General features: G+C 46.3%; 19 protein-coding genes and 1 pseudogene. 17 read left to right on the top strand and 3 right to left on the bottom strand.

Annotated features, from left to right (window positions below):
* Nucleotides 1–51 precede the first annotated feature (51 nt).
* Nucleotides 52–2,076: a cell division protein ZapA gene (gene zapA / locus ACEN8J_RS14870; protein WP_430023883.1), complete on the top strand. Its 2,025-nt coding sequence runs from the start codon at nucleotides 52–54 to the stop codon at nucleotides 2,074–2,076.
* Nucleotides 2,077–2,227: 151 nt separating this feature from the next.
* Here the strand turns inward: zapA and ACEN8J_RS14865 are convergent, their stop codons facing one another.
* Nucleotides 2,228–2,587 (bottom strand): phage holin family protein, encoded by a 360-nt coding sequence (locus tag ACEN8J_RS14865; protein ID WP_029516484.1) that lies wholly within the window; start codon nucleotides 2,585–2,587, stop codon nucleotides 2,228–2,230.
* A 149-nt stretch (nucleotides 2,588–2,736) separates the two neighbouring features.
* Here ACEN8J_RS14865 and ACEN8J_RS14860 point away from each other — a divergent pair, with 149 nt between their 5' ends.
* From ACEN8J_RS14860 to ACEN8J_RS14845, 4 genes are all read left to right on the top strand, one after another.
* Entirely contained in the window at nucleotides 2,737–5,106 is a 2,370-nt protein-coding gene (locus tag ACEN8J_RS14860) for an endonuclease MutS2 (protein WP_495593635.1), read from the top strand.
* A gap of 58 nt (nucleotides 5,107–5,164) precedes the next feature.
* On the top strand, nucleotides 5,165–5,578 hold the full coding sequence (locus ACEN8J_RS14855) for a DUF350 domain-containing protein (RefSeq protein ID WP_013309402.1): 414 nt from the start codon (nucleotides 5,165–5,167) through the stop codon (nucleotides 5,576–5,578).
* Between the two features lie 54 nt (nucleotides 5,579–5,632).
* The gene (locus tag ACEN8J_RS14850; protein WP_495593634.1) at nucleotides 5,633–6,343 is read left to right on the top strand and encodes a hypothetical protein; all 711 of its coding nucleotides are present in this window, start codon (nucleotides 5,633–5,635) and stop codon (nucleotides 6,341–6,343) included.
* Between the two features lie 115 nt (nucleotides 6,344–6,458).
* Nucleotides 6,459–7,712 (top strand): MFS transporter, encoded by a 1,254-nt coding sequence (locus ACEN8J_RS14845; RefSeq protein WP_069012839.1) that lies wholly within the window; start codon nucleotides 6,459–6,461, stop codon nucleotides 7,710–7,712.
* Nucleotides 7,713–7,787: 75 nt separating this feature from the next.
* On the opposite strand, the gene ACEN8J_RS14840 is transcribed toward ACEN8J_RS14845, so the two are convergent.
* Nucleotides 7,788–9,026, bottom strand: a complete 1,239-nt coding sequence (locus tag ACEN8J_RS14840; protein ID WP_165145053.1) for an NAD(P)/FAD-dependent oxidoreductase — start codon at nucleotides 9,024–9,026, stop codon at nucleotides 7,788–7,790.
* A 114-nt stretch (nucleotides 9,027–9,140) separates the two neighbouring features.
* Between ACEN8J_RS14840 and ACEN8J_RS14835 the strand changes: the two genes are divergently transcribed.
* The 12 genes and pseudogenes from ACEN8J_RS14835 to ACEN8J_RS14780 all read left to right on the top strand — a co-directional run bounded on the left by ACEN8J_RS14835 (nucleotide 9,141) and on the right by ACEN8J_RS14780 (nucleotide 17,834).
* Nucleotides 9,141–9,377 carry a hypothetical protein gene (locus ACEN8J_RS14835; RefSeq protein ID WP_013370103.1) on the top strand — a complete coding sequence of 79 codons (237 nt, stop codon included), beginning with the start codon at nucleotides 9,141–9,143 and terminating at the stop codon, nucleotides 9,375–9,377.
* A gap of 32 nt (nucleotides 9,378–9,409) precedes the next feature.
* Nucleotides 9,410–9,796 carry a spore coat protein gene (locus ACEN8J_RS14830; RefSeq protein ID WP_069012837.1) on the top strand — a complete coding sequence of 129 codons (387 nt, stop codon included), beginning with the start codon at nucleotides 9,410–9,412 and terminating at the stop codon, nucleotides 9,794–9,796.
* A gap of 143 nt (nucleotides 9,797–9,939) precedes the next feature.
* The gene (locus ACEN8J_RS14825) at nucleotides 9,940–10,440 is read left to right on the top strand and encodes an Lrp/AsnC family transcriptional regulator (RefSeq protein WP_069012836.1); all 501 of its coding nucleotides are present in this window, start codon (nucleotides 9,940–9,942) and stop codon (nucleotides 10,438–10,440) included.
* A 12-nt stretch (nucleotides 10,441–10,452) separates the two neighbouring features.
* Nucleotides 10,453–11,664, top strand: coding sequence for an aminotransferase class I/II-fold pyridoxal phosphate-dependent enzyme (locus ACEN8J_RS14820; RefSeq protein WP_029516491.1), 1,212 nt, complete (start codon nucleotides 10,453–10,455; stop codon nucleotides 11,662–11,664).
* 113 nt (nucleotides 11,665–11,777) lie between these two features.
* Nucleotides 11,778–11,984, top strand: a complete 207-nt coding sequence (locus tag ACEN8J_RS14815) for an aspartyl-phosphate phosphatase Spo0E family protein (RefSeq protein ID WP_069012835.1) — start codon at nucleotides 11,778–11,780, stop codon at nucleotides 11,982–11,984.
* 101 nt (nucleotides 11,985–12,085) lie between these two features.
* Nucleotides 12,086–12,655, top strand: a complete 570-nt coding sequence (locus ACEN8J_RS14810; RefSeq protein ID WP_069012834.1) for a type 2 periplasmic-binding domain-containing protein — start codon at nucleotides 12,086–12,088, stop codon at nucleotides 12,653–12,655.
* Between the two features lie 18 nt (nucleotides 12,656–12,673).
* A complete protein-coding gene (locus ACEN8J_RS14805; protein WP_029516494.1) occupies nucleotides 12,674–13,237 on the top strand; it encodes a cob(I)yrinic acid a,c-diamide adenosyltransferase in 564 nt (187 codons plus the stop codon).
* Nucleotides 13,238–13,258: 21 nt separating this feature from the next.
* Nucleotides 13,259–14,212 (top strand): annotated as a pseudogene (locus ACEN8J_RS14800) (RluA family pseudouridine synthase); the annotation flags it as partial.
* A complete protein-coding gene (locus tag ACEN8J_RS14795) occupies nucleotides 14,207–14,590 on the top strand; it encodes an arsenate reductase family protein (protein WP_412178761.1) in 384 nt (127 codons plus the stop codon). The pseudogene ACEN8J_RS14800 and the gene ACEN8J_RS14795, both read left to right, overlap by 6 nt.
* A 72-nt stretch (nucleotides 14,591–14,662) precedes the next feature.
* The gene (locus ACEN8J_RS14790) at nucleotides 14,663–15,559 is read left to right on the top strand and encodes a 5'-3' exonuclease (protein ID WP_080710677.1); all 897 of its coding nucleotides are present in this window, start codon (nucleotides 14,663–14,665) and stop codon (nucleotides 15,557–15,559) included.
* Between the two features lie 222 nt (nucleotides 15,560–15,781).
* The gene (locus tag ACEN8J_RS14785) at nucleotides 15,782–16,660 is read left to right on the top strand and encodes an ROK family protein (protein WP_069012832.1); all 879 of its coding nucleotides are present in this window, start codon (nucleotides 15,782–15,784) and stop codon (nucleotides 16,658–16,660) included.
* A 166-nt stretch (nucleotides 16,661–16,826) separates the two neighbouring features.
* A complete protein-coding gene (locus tag ACEN8J_RS14780; RefSeq protein ID WP_495593633.1) occupies nucleotides 16,827–17,834 on the top strand; it encodes an HRDC domain-containing protein in 1,008 nt (335 codons plus the stop codon).
* A 160-nt stretch (nucleotides 17,835–17,994) separates the two neighbouring features.
* Here the strand turns inward: ACEN8J_RS14780 and corA are convergent, their stop codons facing one another.
* A complete protein-coding gene (gene corA / locus ACEN8J_RS14775; protein ID WP_023987788.1) occupies nucleotides 17,995–18,930 on the bottom strand; it encodes a magnesium/cobalt transporter CorA in 936 nt (311 codons plus the stop codon).
* Between the last annotated feature and the right edge of the window lie 304 nt (nucleotides 18,931–19,234).

Genomic DNA, 19,234 nt, shown 5'->3' with positions numbered 1-19,234 from the left:
CCGGACACACCTTAGAATCAACATACAGTAGTATTGAAGGAGGGCATAATTGTGACTACACCAGATCGTACTCGCGTCACTGTAGAGATCTACGGTACTTCTTATAAACTCGTCGGCAGCAATACCGATTATATGAAGCAGGTTGCCAATTACGTGGATGAGCGTATGCACAGCATTTCTCAAGCTCATTCGCGTCTGGATATGCCCCGAATTGCCGTGCTGGCTGCGGTTCATATGGCAGAAGAAGCTGTACAAATCCAGGAAATTCAGAGTCATATGAACCGCTTAGCAGCGGAACGAGCAGAGCTCCGGGGAGATCTGGCGCAACTCCAGACAGCTCTAGGGGAACAACAGCAGAAAAATACAGATATGCATCAATCTCTTATTCAACTGAAGGAAGAAAAGGAAGCAACGCAGAAGAAGCTGATGGAAACCGAATCTGTATCAGCGAAGGAGATTGCCCAATTGAGGGCAAAGCTGGAACAGCAGGAGAAAAAAGCGGCTGAACTTGAAAATGGACAAAAACAAGCTAAACGTGAATTGGAGGAGTCCCGTCAAGAAGCTTCTCGCAAGCTGAAAGAGCAGCAGGAGGCGGCCAATGCGCGTATCCGGCAGATAGAAGAGCAGATGAAGAAGGAAGTATCTGAAGCGGCTAAACAGGCAGAAGCCAAGCTGTCAGCTGCAGAGAAGACTCATCAGGAGCAAAAGCGCACAGAACTGGACAAGCTGCGATCTGCTTTGCAGCAAGAGCATAGCAAGAAGGTAAGCGAATGGCAAACCAAGTGTTCCGGACTGAATGAGCAGCTGGAGCAGGAACGTAAACAGGCTGAATTGGCGTTGAATGAGGAAAAGCTCCAGCATCAGGAAGCGCAGAAACGAGCTGATGAAGCTGCACTGGAGCAGGAGATTCGGGTCGAGGAGCTTCAGGAACAATTAGAACAAGTACAGGCAGGCAGTACAGAGCTTTCTTCTCGTCTGGGAGAGGCTCAAGAGCAAGCAAGAGTACTGAAGGAACAACAGTCCGAGCTGGAGTCTGTGCTGGAAACACAGCGACAGGCTGCGATAGAGCGAGAGCAGGCAGATACGCTTGCACGTGAAGAATTGCAAAGTCGATATGATCAATTAGAAGCTGAAGCCAAGGCTAAGCAGCAGCAGACGGCTAAGCTGGAGGAAGAACAGCGACGGATGCAGAAGCTGTTGGAGCAAGCTCACGTATCTTCTCGCAAGCTGCAAAGTGAGCTGGCTACGCTAGCTGAAAGCGAGAAGTCATGGAAGAAGCTTGCAGAAGAACGCCAGGTGGCAGTTGATGAGCTGGAGCTCTCCTTGCTGGAAGCACGTGAACAGAAGGAAGAAATACAAGAGCAATTACAGCACGCAGCGGCTGAGCTCGAAGCTATTAATGATAAATTTGCTTCACAACAGCAACGGCTAGTTCAACTCGAAGCGAGAATCAAGGAGCTTTCACCTGAGCTGATTCGCGTTCAGGATGAGCTTGAGAAAGCCAAAGTCCGAGAGCAAGAGGGAACTAAGGCGTATCAATCGCTTCAGGAGCAATATGGAAGCATGAAGAGCCGAGCTGGACAGCTGGAGCAAAATATCAAGCAGCTCCAGCAGGAAAATCGAGAACGGCGGAGTGAACTGGAACGTGCTGAGGAAGAATCCCTGGAATGGCAGCTTAAATACGATCAGTTGAAGGCTGAAGCGGAACGTTTGGAAGCTGAAGATGCTGCCCGTAAGGAAGAATTTGCTTCTTGGGAGCGGGAAATAGCGGTAACGGTTCAACAAAAGGAACAGCTTCAGGAGGAAATTCGTTTGGCTGTTGAAACTGCCAAAACGGCGAAGGCTGAACAGCAGTCCATAGAGCAGGAACGGATGGCCTTGCAGTCTGAATTGGACGAAGTGGGTCAAAAATATGAAATGGCAGCGCATCAGCTTCGTCTGTTGCAAGTACAACAGGACGTAGATCGGGAAAATTCGGAGAAGATTTCTACGGAATTACGTCAATTACAGGAAGAATACACCAAGCTTCAAACTGAGTATAATGAATGGATTGAACTTATCGAACAGGATCAGTAGATACGGATTATACATGTAAGGCAATCCCCGGCTGCTCATTGCCGGGGATTGTTTGTTTATTGTATCCACTCAGAGGTGTAAATGACAAAAAGCTGTCCTTTGGCAGATGAATTCTGCTTCGGGACAGCTTTGCCAGAAGCGATTACTGAAATTAATTCCCGTTTTTCCGACCGGCTTCAAACGGTGTCGATACCGGAATGAACAGGTCGATAATCCCGATAACCAATGCAGCGAGCAATGCGCCCAGAACGGAAACACTGACATGAGCGACGACATATTGAGCGACCCAGATCACCAGAGCGCTCACAAGAAAACCTACGATACCGCGTCCAAATGGGGAGACGCGTCGACCAAACACCGCCTCGACGATATAGCCAATCAAGGCAATGACAATGGCTAGGATCAGCGCGCTCCAAAAGCCGCCTACACTAAATCCGGGAACGATCCAGCTTACGACCATCAGCACCAGAGCGGCAACGATGAAACGTACAATGTGCCCGAGAATGCTCACGGAATAACCTCCTTTGTTTTTTGAATCAGGGTTAGACAAAGGTTAGTGTGTGGCATGAAGAGCTTTCTTATGTGTAAAACAGAGTTGGCAAATAGCGTAAGTTTGCTGCTTTCGGTATAATATAGATATAAGTGAAAGGAGTAGTGAAGTTGGACTCTAAAATTTTCAAAACCCTTGAATATCAAAAAATTCTAAATAAACTAAGTCACTATGCCCAAACGGCAACGGGACAACAGACAGCCCTTCGGCTACAGCCCAGCGATGATTTGGAGCATATCAAGAAAATGCTGAAAGGTACGGATGAGGCCTATGCTGCTGATCGCCTCAAAGGAGTGCCTTCATTTAACGGAGTAGTGGATATCACTCCGGCGGTGAAGCGTGCCCGTATTGGTGGAACATTAAGCCCGCATGAGTTGCTTGGCATTCGGACAACGGTTCAGGCCGCACGCCGTATACAAGTATACGTGACAAGTTTGCATGAAGAAAATCCTGTCGAAACATTGCTGTATTGGAGTGAGCAGCTTTCGGAGCAGAGAGGTTTAGAAAACTCCATCAAAGGCTGTATTGACGAAAATGCAGAAGTGTTGGATTCTGCCAGCACAGAGCTTTCACAAATCCGTCGGGAGCTACGCTCGGGAGAAGTGCGTATTCGTGAGAAGCTGGATTCCATGATTCGTTCCTCAACTGTATCCAAAATGCTTCAAGATCAGTTGATTACGATTCGTGGAGATCGGTTTGTGATCCCGGTTAAGGCCGAATACCGTTCTTATTTTGGCGGAATTGTTCATGATCAATCCGGGTCAGGTGCAACATTGTTTATCGAGCCTGAATCTATCGTAGCCATGAACAATAAGCTGAGGGAAACAAGGCTGAGAGAAGAGCGTGAAATTGAAGTCATTTTACAAAAGCTGACCGCACTTGTCGCAGAACAAGCGGATATGTTGCTGTATGATGTGGACGTTTTGGGCAATCTTGATTTTATTTTTGCAAAAGCGCGTCTCGCCCGTGAAATGAAAGCAACCTTGCCTTTAATGAATGACCGAGGGTACTTGAAGCTGAAAAAAGGCAGACATCCTCTAATTCCGTTGGAGCAGGTCGTTCCCATAGATGTGGAGCTGGGCAATTCATACACCTCCATTATCGTTACCGGACCGAACACAGGGGGGAAAACCGTTACCCTGAAAACCATTGGCCTGCTTAGTTTGATGGCGATGTCTGGACTGTTTGTACCTGTCGAGGATGAAAGCCAGCTGTGTGTATTTGATGCAATCTATGCTGATATTGGTGACGAGCAGAGCATTGAGCAAAACTTAAGTACATTTTCCAGCCACATGACCAATATCATTAGCATCCTGAAAAATATGACGCCCAAAAGTCTTGTATTGCTTGACGAAGTGGGGGCAGGAACGGACCCCGCGGAAGGTTCGGCTTTGGCTGTGTCCATTTTGGAGCATATACATGCCATGGGTTGCCGTATGGTTGCGACGACTCACTATAGTGAATTGAAGGCGTATGCCTACGAGCGTAAAGGAATTATTAATGCAAGCATGGAGTTTGATGTCGCTACATTAAGCCCGACTTACCGCCTTCTGGTCGGTGTCCCCGGACGAAGTAACGCATTTGCCATTGCCGAGCGATTGGGATTGCCAGGGCGCATATTAGACTATGCCCGTGGTGAGGTAACAGAAGAAGACCAGCGCGTTGAGCACATGATTGCGTCACTGGAGCAGAACCGTTTGACAGCTGAGCAAGAACGGGAAAAAGCAGAGCAGTTGCGTAAAGAAATGGAAGCATTGCGTAGCCGTCATCAGATGGAGCTGGATAAGCTGGAGTCCCAACGGGACCGTATGCTGGAAAGAGCTGAGGATGAAGCAAGAGTTCTCGTGGATAAGGCTCGTAGCGAAGCTGAGAAAATCATTACTGATTTGCGTAAATTGGCTCAGGAAGAAGGGGCTTCGGTTAAGGAGCACAAGCTGATTGCAGCTCGCAGAGAACTGGATGAGGCTGAACCGAAGCAACGCAAGAAAAGTACTGTCAAACGCCCGGCCGCTACGCGTACTCGTTCTATCATGGCTGGCGATGAAGTATCCGTTCACAGTCTGAATAAAAAAGGCCACGTGGTTGAACTGTCCGGTACCAAGGAAGCTGTGGTTCAATTGGGGATCATGAAGATGAAGGTCAGTCTGGATGATCTGGAACTACTGCAACCTGCCCAAACAACGACTCCAAGAGTTCAAAAACCAGTCACTGGCGTTAAACGGACACGGGATGATAACGTACGAAGTGAACTTGATCTTCGGGGGGCGAACGTGGAGGAAGCCTTGATGGAAGTGGATCGCTTCATGGATGAAGCGTTTCTGGCCAATCTGGGTCAGGTACACATTATTCATGGCAAAGGTACGGGTGTTCTGAGAACCGGTATTCAGGAGTACCTCCGCAAGCATAAACATGTGAAAAGCTACCGTATCGGTAATTACAATGAAGGCGGCACAGGCGTAACCGTTGCTGAATTGGAATAGCTATGGGGTGCCGGCTTTGCTCGGGAACGCTTGGTAGAACGGGAGGGACGAAGTGAAGATGGCGATTGATGAATTGCTGTCACATCCGTTGGGGATGATGCTGGGTTATTTCTCGGTGGCGGTGCTAGAGCTAATTGTATTTTTGTCGTGTTTTGAGCTGGTAACCCGCTATAAATGCTGGGAAGAGATCAAGCGCGGCAATGTTTCAGTAGCCATGGCTACGGGAGGGAAAATGTTCGGTATTTGCAACGTGCTCCGCTTTGCAATGGAAGCCAAATCCAGCGTGTACGATACGATGATTTGGTCGTTCGTTGGCTTTTTACTGCTACTTGCGGCGTACTTTCTTTTTGAGTTTCTGACACCGGTATTTTCTATCGATCAACAGATTAAAGAGGATAACCGTGCTGTCGGCTTGTTCTCCATGATTATTTCAATATCGTTATCTTATGTGATCGGTGCCAGTGTAACTTGACACATCCTGTATACTAGAGCTTGGTATACGCTTGGAACGGAAGGATGAGAAAGCTTGGAAATGACTATTTGTCCATGGTGTAACATGGAAATTATTTGGGATGAAGAATTGGGACCTGAGGAAGAGTGTCCCTATTGCCATAATGATCTGAAAGGGTACTCTGACATCACTGATGATGATGAAGATGAGTCTGTTTCTCCACCTGTTCATAGACATGCCGGTGAGCATGGACATGAAGAGACGAAACATGATCATGTGACTTCTGTAACCCCGGCGCCTCACGCTCATGGAAAAGAAGACCTGAAGGGTTATCGTACATTGAGTATTCAGCTCGGTGATGATGAAGAGCAGGATATTTTATATGAGGCAGAGGATGAAATCGTAGTTGATAAACCAGTTGATGCACCGTTGTTGCAGGATAATGAGCTTCATAAGCTGCCGGTGCTGCATACTTTGCAAAAATTTGAAGAAAGCGGTGCGGATCTGATGGCTTATGAACAAGGCGCTGAACAAATACTCGACAGACAAGATGAAGTTCTTGAATGTTCCCAATGTGGAGAGTACATGCTGCATGCGGGTTCGCAAACCGTAACCAGAGAAGGCTTTGAACCGTCGATGTCGCCAGCACTCGGCAAACCTGTTCTGGACTTGCCATTCGTCTTGAATGTTTATGTGTGTCCTAGCTGTTTTCATGTCCAGCACACATTGTCAGAGAATGACCGACTGCGGATGCTGGAGAAGCTCAGCGGTATTTCCAACAATTAATTAGCAATCCCCCGGATAGGCCCAAGCTCAATACGGGCATCTTAATCGAAGAAATCTTTGAACAAGCTGGCTTTAAACAAGCTGATTGGTGATTTTTCGGTTAGGGGGAACTGCATTGAAATCAAACCTAAACGGACAATCCATTCTGCTATTAAGCTTGAATGGATTGTTTGTGTTTGCAGCAGCATTGTCAGGCACATTTCTCAACGTATATTTATGGAAGAGCAGGCAGGATTACGCGATGATTGGCTGGTTTAATGTCAGCCAACAAATTGCGCTGGGAATTATGGTCTGGGTGGCTGGAAAATGGGTCAAGGAACATAACAAAATGAATGCCCTGCGCGTGGGGACAGCACTGTCCGGTCTGTTTTATTTAATCGTGTTATATACGGGACCGCAGGCTGTAAACTACATATGGCCGCTCGGAATGTTATTGGGTGCAGCATTAGGTTTATTCTGGCTGGCGTTTAATGTCATTTTTTTCGAAGTCACAGATCAGGCAAGTCGCGATCATTTTAACGGATGGGTCGGTCTGCTGGGTTCGTTTTCCGGTATCGTGGGTCCTTGGCTGTCTGGTTGGATTATTGCTCGTATGGAGGATGATGCGGGTTATCGAGTAATATTCAGTATTTCCTTAGCTTTTTATGTCGTAGGAGTGGTACTTAGTTTCTTTCTTCGCAAGCGTAAGCCGACAGGAAACTACAATTGGAAGGAGCCTAAGCAACGATTGTCACAAAAAGGGAGCATGTGGCGTCCCTTGTCGTTATCGCTTGTTACCCAGGGCATCCGTGAAGGGGTTTTTGCCTTCCTGATTACGCTGCTCGTGTATGTAGCTACTCAACAGGAATGGAAGCTGGCACAGTTTTCACTTATCACCTCGGCGGTTTCATTTTTCAGCTTTTGGGCTGTCGGAAAATGGCTCAAGCCACACTATCGCTCGGCTGGTATGCTGTTGGGTGCTGTATTGTTGGTGATTGCGCTGTTACCCTTATTGTGGCGTATGGAGTATATCACGCTACTGATTATGGGGATCGGCACCGCTATATTCCTGCCCTTGTATTTAATTCCTATGATCTCAGCGAGTTTTGATTTAATGGGTACGAGTGAAGGAGATGCGAATCAGAGAGTGGAACTGGTTGTACTGCGTGAACTGTGCTTAATGGTAGGACGGTTGACCGGTACACTCATTTTCTTGGGCGTCCTAAGTATCAGCAAGGCTCCTACAGCGATGATTTGGTTGTTGATTGGACTTGCATTAATGCCAGTGATCGGCTGGTTTTTTATGCGAAATGTGCTGAAGATGGAACAGAAGACAAAGCGAAGCAATTCTCATTCCCATGCACAACGCTGGCGCAAGCAAACGGAGTAACAGGAAAATTCAACACAAAAAGAACCTCAGAATTCACTTATATAGGCGAAAGGAGGTTCTTTTTGTATTCATATGTTAAACCATTGGTTTTGTTGCTTCTGGCGAGGGTTTGGTCGTACGGGTCAGAGAATACAGCTCCATTTCAGGTCGGTGTGTGCCCGTCAGTTCATCAGCCAATAGCTGTGCGGCCATCATATTCGTAACCGTCCCATTTCCCCCGTAACCCTCCAAGAAATAGCAGTTTGGAAAACGCGGATGTGGACCAATATACGGCAAGCCGTCGTGAGAGGAGCCGAATACAGCCGCCCAAGCGTAGTCGATCTGAAATGGCACACTGGGAAAATGCTCCTGTAGTGCTTGCAGCAGCTTTTGTTGTTGGTGTAGTAGCCTGATTTCACGTTGGTTGGCGTCCAATACAGGTTCATCCAAACCACCAATAATGATACGTCCTTCCGGTGTGGAGCGCATATATAGATAAGGACGGGCCGTTTCCCAGATCAGACACTGCTCATGCCACAAGGGAGCATCTCCGATTGGATTGGTGGCGATAGCATAAGAGCTTTGCAGAACGGCTCCCTGATCGGTTTTAATCTCTTGTGTTTCATAACCTGTTGCAAAAACAACCTTTTTTGCTCGGATCATTCCACCGTTAGTATGACAAACGACCTCATTATCATGGAATTCAAAATGCTTGGCTTCCGTATGCTCATATAAGCGAACACCGAGACGGTTGGCAGATTGCAGCAGGCCCTGGGCAAACAAAAATGGATTAACCTCAGCATCTTCGTGTGTGTACAAGGCTGCCGGTTTTCGAAAAGGAAATCGGGCAGCAACCTGTTGCTCATCCCAGTACTCCACTGGAAATCCAAACCGGGTTAGCTGTTTGTACTCTTCCTGAAGCACCTGTACATCTTCTAGTGTACTTGCATAGTAAAGGCTGCTTCGCCGAATAAAGGAAGGGTCTGTATCCAGTGTGGCAGCCAGCTTATCTAACTGATCTAGTGCATCCTTGCACATGCGGTAAAACAGTACACCGTTCGTTTCACCAAACGTATTGATGAAAGAGGTTAAGGTCTTGTCATTGCTGTATTGCAGCAGGCCAGTATTGGCCGAAGAGCTTCCAGTTACCAGTTTGCGTTTGTCAATAACCACGGTGTCTACCTGTCGTTCTCCCAATAACCGGGAGCAGATGGCCCCCCCCATCCCTCCCCCGATGATCAATACATCACAATTTAAATCCTCTGCCAAAGGCGGAAAATCCAGCGCCTGCTCCAATGTATTCGGCCAATATGTATTCCCGCTTATCAACTCCATATAAAATAGCACTCCTCATAGGCAATATGTAGTATTTCTTATGTGTACATAGTATTTCGCCAAACGGACAAGATAACCAGCGTGCAACAAAACTTTTAAGGAGGCACAGAGATTATGCAATCTACGAACATGCAACCCCTGTCAGGCAAAGAGCTGGAGTACATCGTGGACTCCATCTCCAATGAAGAACTACTACTCAAACAATGTGCGGCCACAGCGGCGTCTATTCAGCACCCAGCCATCCAACAAGCCTGTTTACAACTGGCAAGAACTCATGAGCACCACTTGAATCTGCTTTCTAATGCTCTTCAACAGCATCAGCAGCTTGCTCCAATGCAACCACAGCAGTAATTTGGATTTACCAATAAAGGAGGTTTGACAGAATGTATTCACAAAACAATATGTCATTTATGCCCGAAGAAGATTTGCTCTATACCATTCTTGCTGATATGAAACGTACAGTGCGCGAATACACAACGGCGACGACAGAATCCAATTGTCCGTCTGTGCGTCAGATGTTCACCGACCTTACGAATGATACATTGCGTCTGCAAGGTGATTTGTATCATCTGATGAGCCAAAATAATATGTACGCCACTCCAACTAAAGCACTGCGCATCGATTTGGACAAACAGATTCAAGAAGCTCGCAAGACCCAACAAGAATGCCAACAGTTCATTCAGCAAAAGTCGACATCCGCGGGAGTATATGGTCAATCTATGCACCAGCAAGGCCAGTCTACACACCAAAACAACCCTTATTATATGTAAACGGGATTTTCTGTTTTTGAAGCAGATTCCCATAACAGCCGTCCACCTGCCGGGTTTACCGGAGTGGACGGTTTTTCTTTGCAGGTTTAAAGTGCGTATTGTATGATGTATAGTAATCTCTTTCGATGGAGGCCTTATGTAGAATGACAGAGCTGAATGAATTGAAATTAAAAGTGCTGGAATTGTTAAAAGAAGATGCAAGAAGAACACCGACTTTATTGGCTACTATGCTGGGGGTTGACGAGCAGGATGTACGCATCTCAATGAAAGAGCTCGAAGACCAACACGTGATTGTCAAATATGCCGCTGTAGTTAATTGGGACAAAGTCGACGACGAAAAGGTTACCGCTTTGATCGAAGTGCAAATTACACCCGAGCGTGGAAGAGGCTTTGAAGGGATTGCAGAACGGATTTATTTGTATCCGCAAGTTAAATCGGTCTATCTCATGTCCGGAGCATACGATTTGCTGGTAGAGGTTGAAGGCCGCAATCTTCGTGAGGTCGCTAACTTTGTGTCGGAGAAACTGTCGCCTATTGATTCGGTCTTGTCTACCAAGACTAATTTTACGCTTAAAAAATACAAGCAGGACGGAATTATCTTTGAGGACCATCAGGAAGATAATCGTCTGATGATTTCGCCGTAAAGGAAGATCATGATGAATCTCAAAACAGAAGCATTTACCGACAGTAACAAAGCTATGAGTTCCTATTTGTCCCCGTTGGTGCGCGAGATCCCATCTTCGGGTATTCGTAAGTTTTTTGACTTGGTGGGTGGCAACAAGGATATTATTACCCTTGGTGTAGGCGAACCGGATTTTACAACCCCTTGGCATATGCGGGAAGCCTGTGTCTATTCATTAGAGCGAGGTTTTACCAGCTATACGTCTAATGCGGGAACGCCAGAACTGCGTGAAGCGATCAGTGATTATCTGAATGAGCAATTTGAAGTCCGTTATGATCCTAAAAATGAGATTATCGTGACCGTTGGGGGAAGCGAGGCGATTGATCTTGCTTTGCGTGCGTTAATTGTACCTGGCGACGAAATTCTCGTGCCCGAACCGTGCTACATTTCATATTCTCCAATCACTGCAATTGGAGGCGGGATTCCGGTAGGTATTGAAACCTTTGCTAAGGATGAATTCAAGCTGACGGCTGAGGCGCTGGAGGCAAAAATTACACCTAAATCCAAGGTGCTGATTTTATGCTATCCGAGCAATCCAACTGGGGCTACGATGACTTATGAAGATTGGCTTCCGATTGCCGAAGTCGTGGAAAAGCATGATTTGATCGTCATTTCTGATGAAATTTATGCTGAATTGAATTATGGAGAGAAGCACGTCAGTTTTGCGGCTATGCCTGGTATGATGGATCGTACAATTCTCGTCAGTGGTTTTTCCAAAGCCTTCGCCATGACAGGTTGGCGTATTGGATATACATGCGGACATCCCGATCTGATTGCCGCTATGCTCAAAATCCATCAGTACACCGTAATGTGTGCGCCTTCTATGGGGCAAGTTGCGGCACTGGAAGGGTTGCGGAATGGTTTGGGTGAGAAAGATCGTATGGTAGAAGCCTATAATCAGCGTCGCCGTCTGATGGTTGAAGGGTTTCGGGAAATCGGCCTGGAGTGCCATGAGCCAAGAGGGGCTTTTTACGTTTTCCCTAGTATTCAAAGCACGGGACTCAGCTCAGATGAATTTGCACAGCGTCTTTTGGCAGAGGCTAAAGTTGCGGCTGTACCAGGTAATGTGTTCGGTTTGGGAGGCGAAGGCTATCTTCGTTGCTCATACGCGACTTCTGTTGCTCAGCTGACGGAGGCACTGGATCGGATTGGTCATTTTGTAGAAAAAGTAAGAAAAGAAGGTTAAAATTATTTTTTTATGGGTAATTCATAAAAAATAGTCTTTTATTTCTAATTTCTATGCTATAATTTGAAATCGATAGCAGGAAGTTCAATTTTTCAATTGTAGGAGGAATGCTCATGTCATATGTTGGATTTAATTCGTCTAGTTCAATAGGATACGACATTTCTCTGGAAGATGAAATTTTGTTCCTGCGCAATGAGATGATGCGGACGTTTCAGAAAGAGCAGTCCTTCACCTCTGATCTTGTCATCGAGATCAGTTGCAAGCTCGATTTGAAAATCAATGAATATATGAAGCTGTATGGTACGGAATGCAAGGTTTAACTGTGTGAAGTCAGCCAAATGTAAGAAGAAGGCCGTCGAGCCTTCTTTTTTTGCGTTCACAACTTATGATATATTAATGGCATGGAAGAGGGGGCGTACATATGAGAGCGGGGCTAAAAAGGCTATCGCCGTGGATCATCGGAATGCTGACACTTGTATTATTGGCTGGATGTGGGGGACGGGACAAGGACAGCTTCTCCATTTTTATTATGGATAAAGGGGATGCTTCAGTCATCCGTGAGGAGCTGGCACAAAAGCTTAAGGATAAGCTGGGCGAACAGGCTCCGACTATTGAGATTTCAGTCAGTCCGCTGTATAACCAGCAGAAGCTGGTTGTAGAATATGCGGCCGGGGAGCATGATCTGTTTCTTTTGCCGGAAGAGGACATGAAGCTGTATGGACAGAATGGTTCGAATCTGCCGTTAGATGATGCTTTTGACAAGAAGACGTATGCCCGGGGCGTGTTCGAGGGCGGCGTATTTAAGAAGAAGGGGCAGGAGGAAGAAGGAACAGATGTGAGCAAGGAAACTCATTTGTTCGGAATTCCGGTGGAGCAGATGAAGATGTTTAAGGAGCTAAAATATAACTCCAAAACATTATTTGCTACCGTTCCGCCTCGTACAAGCAATAAGGAAGAAGCCATCAAGGTGCTGAAAGCACTTACGGAATGATAAAGGGGATGAAATGGAATGGGAATCTATACTAGAACAGGTGATGAAGGACAAACTTCTGTGATCGGCGGTCGAGTGTCCAAAGATGATGATCGTGTTGAAGCGTACGGAACAATTGACGAGCTGAACAGCTTTGTAGGACAAGCCATCAGCTTTGCCGAAGGGGAAGAGTTTGCGGATATTCGGACTCAATTGGAAGAAATACAGCAGGAGCTGTTTGATTGTGGTTCGGATTTGGCATTTGTTAAAATCAGTGAAAGCAAATATAAGGTGAAGGACGAGCTGGCAGAGCGTCTGGAAGGTTGGATTGATGCATGTCAGGAGGAAAATCCGAAGGTGGAGCGTTTTATTATACCAGGTGGTAGCACATTATCCTCAACGCTTCATGTATGCCGTACGGTTTGCCGACGCGCAGAACGCCGTGCGGTTACACTAGGTAAACATACGGACATCAATCCGGCGGTACGTCGGTATTTAAACCGCCTTTCCGATTATTTCTTTGCCGTCGCTCGCACAGCGAATGTCCGTCAGGGCGTACCCGATGTCGAATATGTGCGCAGCAAAAAAGTGTTCCGCAAATAAGGAGGCAACCGGGAATTTGTGATGAGCTTGTACTATGAACCTATCGTATATACGATCCCTCCGGAGGAGGAGGGCATGCTGTTGAAGACTATTTTACAAAAACGTATGAACATTTCTCGAAAGTTAATATCCAAACTCAAGCTGACCGAGCAAGGTATTATGCTGAACGGGACGCGTGTGTACATCAGCGTAAAGGTGAAATCCGGGGATCGAGTAGAAATTCGCATGGAGCGCGAGCGTTCTGATGATATTTTACCTGAACCCATTCCTTTTGAGATATTGTTTGAGGATGAACATCTGTTAGTGGTGAATAAGGCGGCGGGCATGATTGTCCATCCGACTCATGGTCATTACACAGGAACACTGGCTAACGGGGTTGTGCATTATTGGCAGACCAAGGGGGAGCTGTTCCGGTTTCGTCCTGTTCATCGTCTTGATCAGGAGACGACGGGGGTGCTGGTCGTAGCCAAAAATCCATATGTACACCAGCATATTTCTGAACAGATGATTGCGGGAACGGTGGATAAGCGCTATACGGCTCTGGTGCATGGGCGCCCTGAGCTGCAGGAAGGTAAGGTAGACGGACCGATTGACCGCAACCCGGATGATCCGCATTTGCGTATGGTGACTCCGGATGGTTATCCTGCCCTTACGCTGTATAAGCTGGAGGAAGTGTGGAACGGGGGAAGCCGTATCGGACTAAAGTTGGAATCCGGGCGTACGCACCAAATTCGAGTGCATATGACTTATATCGGCTGCCCGTTGATCGGAGATAAAATGTACCGGATTACACCTGATGATGCTGCGCAACGTGAGCGATATGATCAGCTTGATGTCAAGATGCCTCGACAAGCCTTACATGCTTCAGAGCTGTCCTTGGAGCATCCTGTAACCGGGGAGCGGCTGACGTTCTATGCTCCTCTACCTGACGATATGGCTGAAATGCAGGAGCTTTTAAGAGAAAACCAAATGGAGGTTAAACTAGCGATGAGCCAACTGAAAGTATATCAGTATTCTAAATGCAGTACCTGCCGTAATGCAGTGAAATGGCTGCAAAACAAGGGGCATGAGACGGAACTGATTCCTATTTTTGAACAGCCGCCCGGCCCGGAGGAATTGGAAGAATTGATTCGCAAAAGCGGGCTGGAGCTGAAAAAGTTTTTCAATACTAGCGGTGAGGTGTACAAAGAGTTAAAGCTGAAAGATAAGCTGGGAGACATGAGCCGTGAAGAGCAAATTTCGCTTTTATCCTCAAATGGAAGATTAATCAAACGCCCGATTGTAACCGACGGTAACAAAGTAACGGTAGGGTTCAAAGAGGAAACATTTGAGGGCACATGGGGAGCTCAATAACGCCCAATTTACCCCCACGATATGTTATACTGTGGGGGTTAAATATTATGATGAATGGGAGCAATACAATCTGTGACACAACGCAATGAACAATCCGTAATGCTGGTTGACGGCATGGCCCTGCTATTTCGCGCTTATTATGCAACCGCCGCAAACGGTTATATCCGTCGTACAAAAGCTGGGGTGCCAACGAACGCCATATATGGTTTTATTCGATATTTTTGGGATGCAGTCCAAACGTTTAATCCTACACATGTTATTTGTTGCTGGGATATGGGCGGAACGACATTCCGTGGGGAACATTTTGCTGCGTATAAAGGAAACCGAGCCGACGCACCCGATGATTTGATTCCCCAATTTACATTGATTCGTGAAGTGACGGACAGCCTCGGCATTCCCAACATTGGAGCGGAAGGCTTTGAAGCCGATGATTGTATCGGTACGCTTGCACGCCATTATTCGCAAAATGAGGACATGGATGTAATGATTCTCTCGGGAGATCATGATTTACTTCAATTAGTGGATGATCGGACACGGGTCATTATTATGAAAAAAGGCCACGGCAATTATATGGTATACACCCCGGAGACCCTGCTGACTGAAAAAGGACTTAAGCCACGCCAAGTGGTGGACCTTAAAGGCCTGATGGGGGATGCAAGCGATAATTATCCAGGAGTACGAGGTATTGGTGAGAAAACGGCACTCAAGCTGGTGCAGGAATACGACTCTATTGAGGGCATTCTGGAGAATCTGGATCAATTAACACCATCGGTCCGCAAAAAAATTGAGAGTGATTTGGATATGCTGCATCTTTCACGCAAACTCGCTGAAATTCACTGTGGTGTACCTGTAGCATGTGCTTTGGATAGTTGTCTGCTGACGTTGGATCACGTGCAAATTGTAGACAAGTTTGAGCAGCTTGAAATGAAAAGCTTGTGTACATTGATGGGTGTCGCAACCGGATCATAATGAAGCTATTAGGCTTGGTACGACAATTTAAGTAAAGTAAGTTATATAGGGATGCTGAGGCTGGATGCGTCAGTGTCCTTATTTGTATACCGTTATGTTAACGGAGTTATATCGTCTTGTGAAGGATTATATACAATTGCGATTAGGGGATTGACCTCAGGTACATTTCAGGTGAATATAGTGGAGAGAGAACCGGATTATCGAAAGGGGACAACAGCAACTATGACAGTATTGGGAGCAATTGAGGCAGGCGGTACCAAATTTGTATGTGGAATTGGCAACGAACGTGGAGAGGTACTGGAACGAGCGAGCTTTCCAACAACCACACCAGCAGAAACAATGGAGAATGTCATCGCATTTTTTGAAGGCAAGGGCATTGAAGCATTGGGCGTAGGATCGTTCGGGCCGATTGATCCTATCGAAGGTAGTGATACATATGGTTATATTACAACAACGCCAAAGCCACATTGGGGAAATTACAATCTGATTGGTAAACTGAAAGAGCATTTTGATGTGCCTATGGGGTTTGATACGGATGTGAATGGAGCAGCACTTGGTGAGTCTATTTGGGGTGCCGCCAAAGGATTGGACAACTGTCTGTATATCACGATAGGCACAGGCATCGGGGCAGGTGCTTTGGTTGGTGGAAAGCTGATACATGGATTATCTCACCCGGAAATGGGGCATATTCTGGTACGTCGTCACCCAGAAGATACTTACGAGGGGACATGTCCTTATCACGGAGATTGTTTGGAGGGTCTGGCAGCAGGTCCTGCGCTCGAAAAAAGATGGAAGGTTAAAGGACATGAGCTTTCTGTCGATCACCCGGCCTGGGAAATGGAAGCGTACTATCTGGCACAGGCTTTAATGAGCTATGTATTAATCCTGTCCCCGCAAAAAATTATTATGGGCGGGGGAGTAATGAAGCAAGACCAATTGTTCCCGCTCATTCGTACCAAACTACAAAAACTTTTGAACGGATACGTGCAGCATTCGAGTCTGACAACAGGTATTGAGCAATATATCGTATCTCCAGGATTGGGTGATAATGCTGGATTGTGCGGTGCTCTGGCATTGGCAAAGGAAAAACTGAATCATTAGAATTTAGGGTTGACGGCACTCCAAGGTACGGTTATTATATAGGCAACAGTATAGTACGGCTCAAAAAGGGAAGCACCTTTCTTGCGAATACGCAGGATAGGTGCTTTTTTTTGCGTTTTTGTGTTGTGCGGGACTGTCTTTCAACGATATGAGGGAGGAAGAAATCATGGAGATAGTATTTTTAAATCGCTTGTCCAAACGGAATGAACAGGGCTATGAGGACTTTGCTCAGGTATGGATTGGGCAGCATGAAGGGGAATGGAGTGCAGGCTGGAGCACACACCATGTCCCGGATGAAAGTATAGACGACCTTTGGTATGAGGGCAGCTTGTGGCAGGAATTACTACATGTATACCGTCATGAGCTGGCGCTCAAAATGGCTGAGGGCTACAGGCCCCTAATCCATGGTGTATTTCATGAGCAAGAAGGATCATCAGGACGAGGACAAACGCTGCAAAAGCTGTATTGCTACAGTGATTTGTTTCCACGTGATGAAGTGTATGAGCAATTGACGATGTGGAGACGGCAAAAAGCAGCAACGGAACGAAAAGCACCTTATTTTATCACTACGAATCGATTGCTTCGACTCATTAGCGTTTATCTTCCCCATACCGAAGAAGAACTGTTGGAGCTGCCTGGTATGGGTCAGGGTAAGGTGTCGCAATATGGGACGGAGCTATTGGCTATTACGACACAAAATGACCGGACCACGCCATTTCCGTTGAACTGGGTAACAGAGACGCTGGAAGAAGAAGTTTTTTTGTCATGGTTATACAAGCAAAAAGAGAACCAGTACAGGCAGGAGCTGAACAAATTCAGCTTAACTAGAACGATTATTGAAGGCATTTCGGACGGTCTTTCACTGGAGCATATCGGAATGAAGACAGGTTTGCATCGTAGAGAGATGATTGAAGCTGTGGAGCATTTGGATAGAGACGGTATTGATATGGACAAGCTGATCCACAAGGAATTGGTGAATGTATCTGAGGCGGAGCAGGCAGCTATCTGGTCTGCTTATGAAGAGTTGGGGGATACGTTGCTCAAGCCCGTCATGCTGAAAGTGTATGGGGAAGAAAAGGCAACCGAAACAGGACTGGATCAGATTTATGAGCGTCTGCGTCTGATCCGTATACGGTTTCGTCATCAGCAGGTACCCGGCCGACATGTTGGATAATATAGAACTAGTTGGATAAAGCTGGGTATTAAAGTATATTCAGGGTCCAACATACTAAAAAGCAGCAGCCAGTTCCTCACAGGACACGGCTGCTGCTTTTTATGACCAAGCTTGAAAATAGAAAAAAGTATCCAATTTGATACTTTTTCCCCTTTTATTTTTAAACCCAGTCTTTCTTACGGAAAATACAGAACATACTGACGCCTAATGCCACCATAATACCAATGACGACAAAATAGCCATAACGTGTATGAAGCTCAGGCATATTATCGAAGTTCATCCCATATATTCCGGTAATGACCGTCAATGGCATAAATACGGTCGTAATTGCTGTAAACACACGCATAATTTCATTGGCACGGTTGGCGATACTGGATTGATAAGCTTCTCGAAGGTTACCCATCAAGTCGCGGTAAGTTTCGAAAGTCTCCGAAATTTTCACAGCATTTTCATAAATGTCGCTAAAATATTTTTGCAATTGATCGTCGATGAGCCGCAAATCCCGCTTGTTCAGGGTATTGATGACTTCTTTTTGCGGGCCCAACACTTTTTTCAGCCACAGAATCTCACTGCGTAAGCCGATGATTTCGTTCAAATGCGACTTTTTCGTATGCATTAGAATATCTTCTTCCAGCTTTTCAATGCGGACCTCAATCCGGTCACCAACCAGAAAATAGTTGTCAACAATTAAGTCGACCAACAGATACATAAAACGGTCAGGCTGGCTGACTTCTTGCTCCCACAGCATAGGCTTGAGGGTACGAAGCTCATTGATTTTCTGCTTGGTCACCGTAATGATAAAATGGCGGCCGAGAAAAATGTTCAAAGCTCGCAAAAATATTTCTTCATCATCAAAACGAATGCTATTTACAACGATAAAATAATGGCTTTCATAAATTTCAATCTTCGGACGCTGTTCTTCTTCACTCAAACAGTCTTCTACTGCAAGATCATGCATGGAAAATAAAGGCTGGAGCACTGCCAAATCATCGACATCGGCATCAATCCAATAAAAACCTTCTGCCGGTGCAGTAAGCGCCATTTCAATTTCTTCGACAGGGGTAAAAACCCCGTTGTTGACCAAACGGATTTTCATATACGTCACTCCTTATGCTCCGCCGTAACGGAAATACGTTTACCTTAAGCATAAGGAATGGACTCAGTTAGCCAGTTAGCCGGTGCGGGTAAGCGTGCACTCTCATCAAAAGCCGGAGGCTTTTGGAGCATGCAGAGCCTGGCGTCCCGTCTTTCGGCAAGCTGAAGTCATTCCTATGCTGTTGTTCAGGGATCGCCGCCTATTCGGACTCGGGTCGCCTTCCATTCCGGATTCACCTCTCAAATGTTCTTTTTTTAGATTGCCACAGTATCGCAGGAAACACTCAAGTCTGCACTACTGCTCC

Source organism: Paenibacillus sp. Paensp38 (assembly GCF_059491915.1).
The sequence above is the reverse complement of the archived record's forward strand: the minus strand, read 5'-3'. Positions and strand labels throughout refer to the sequence as shown.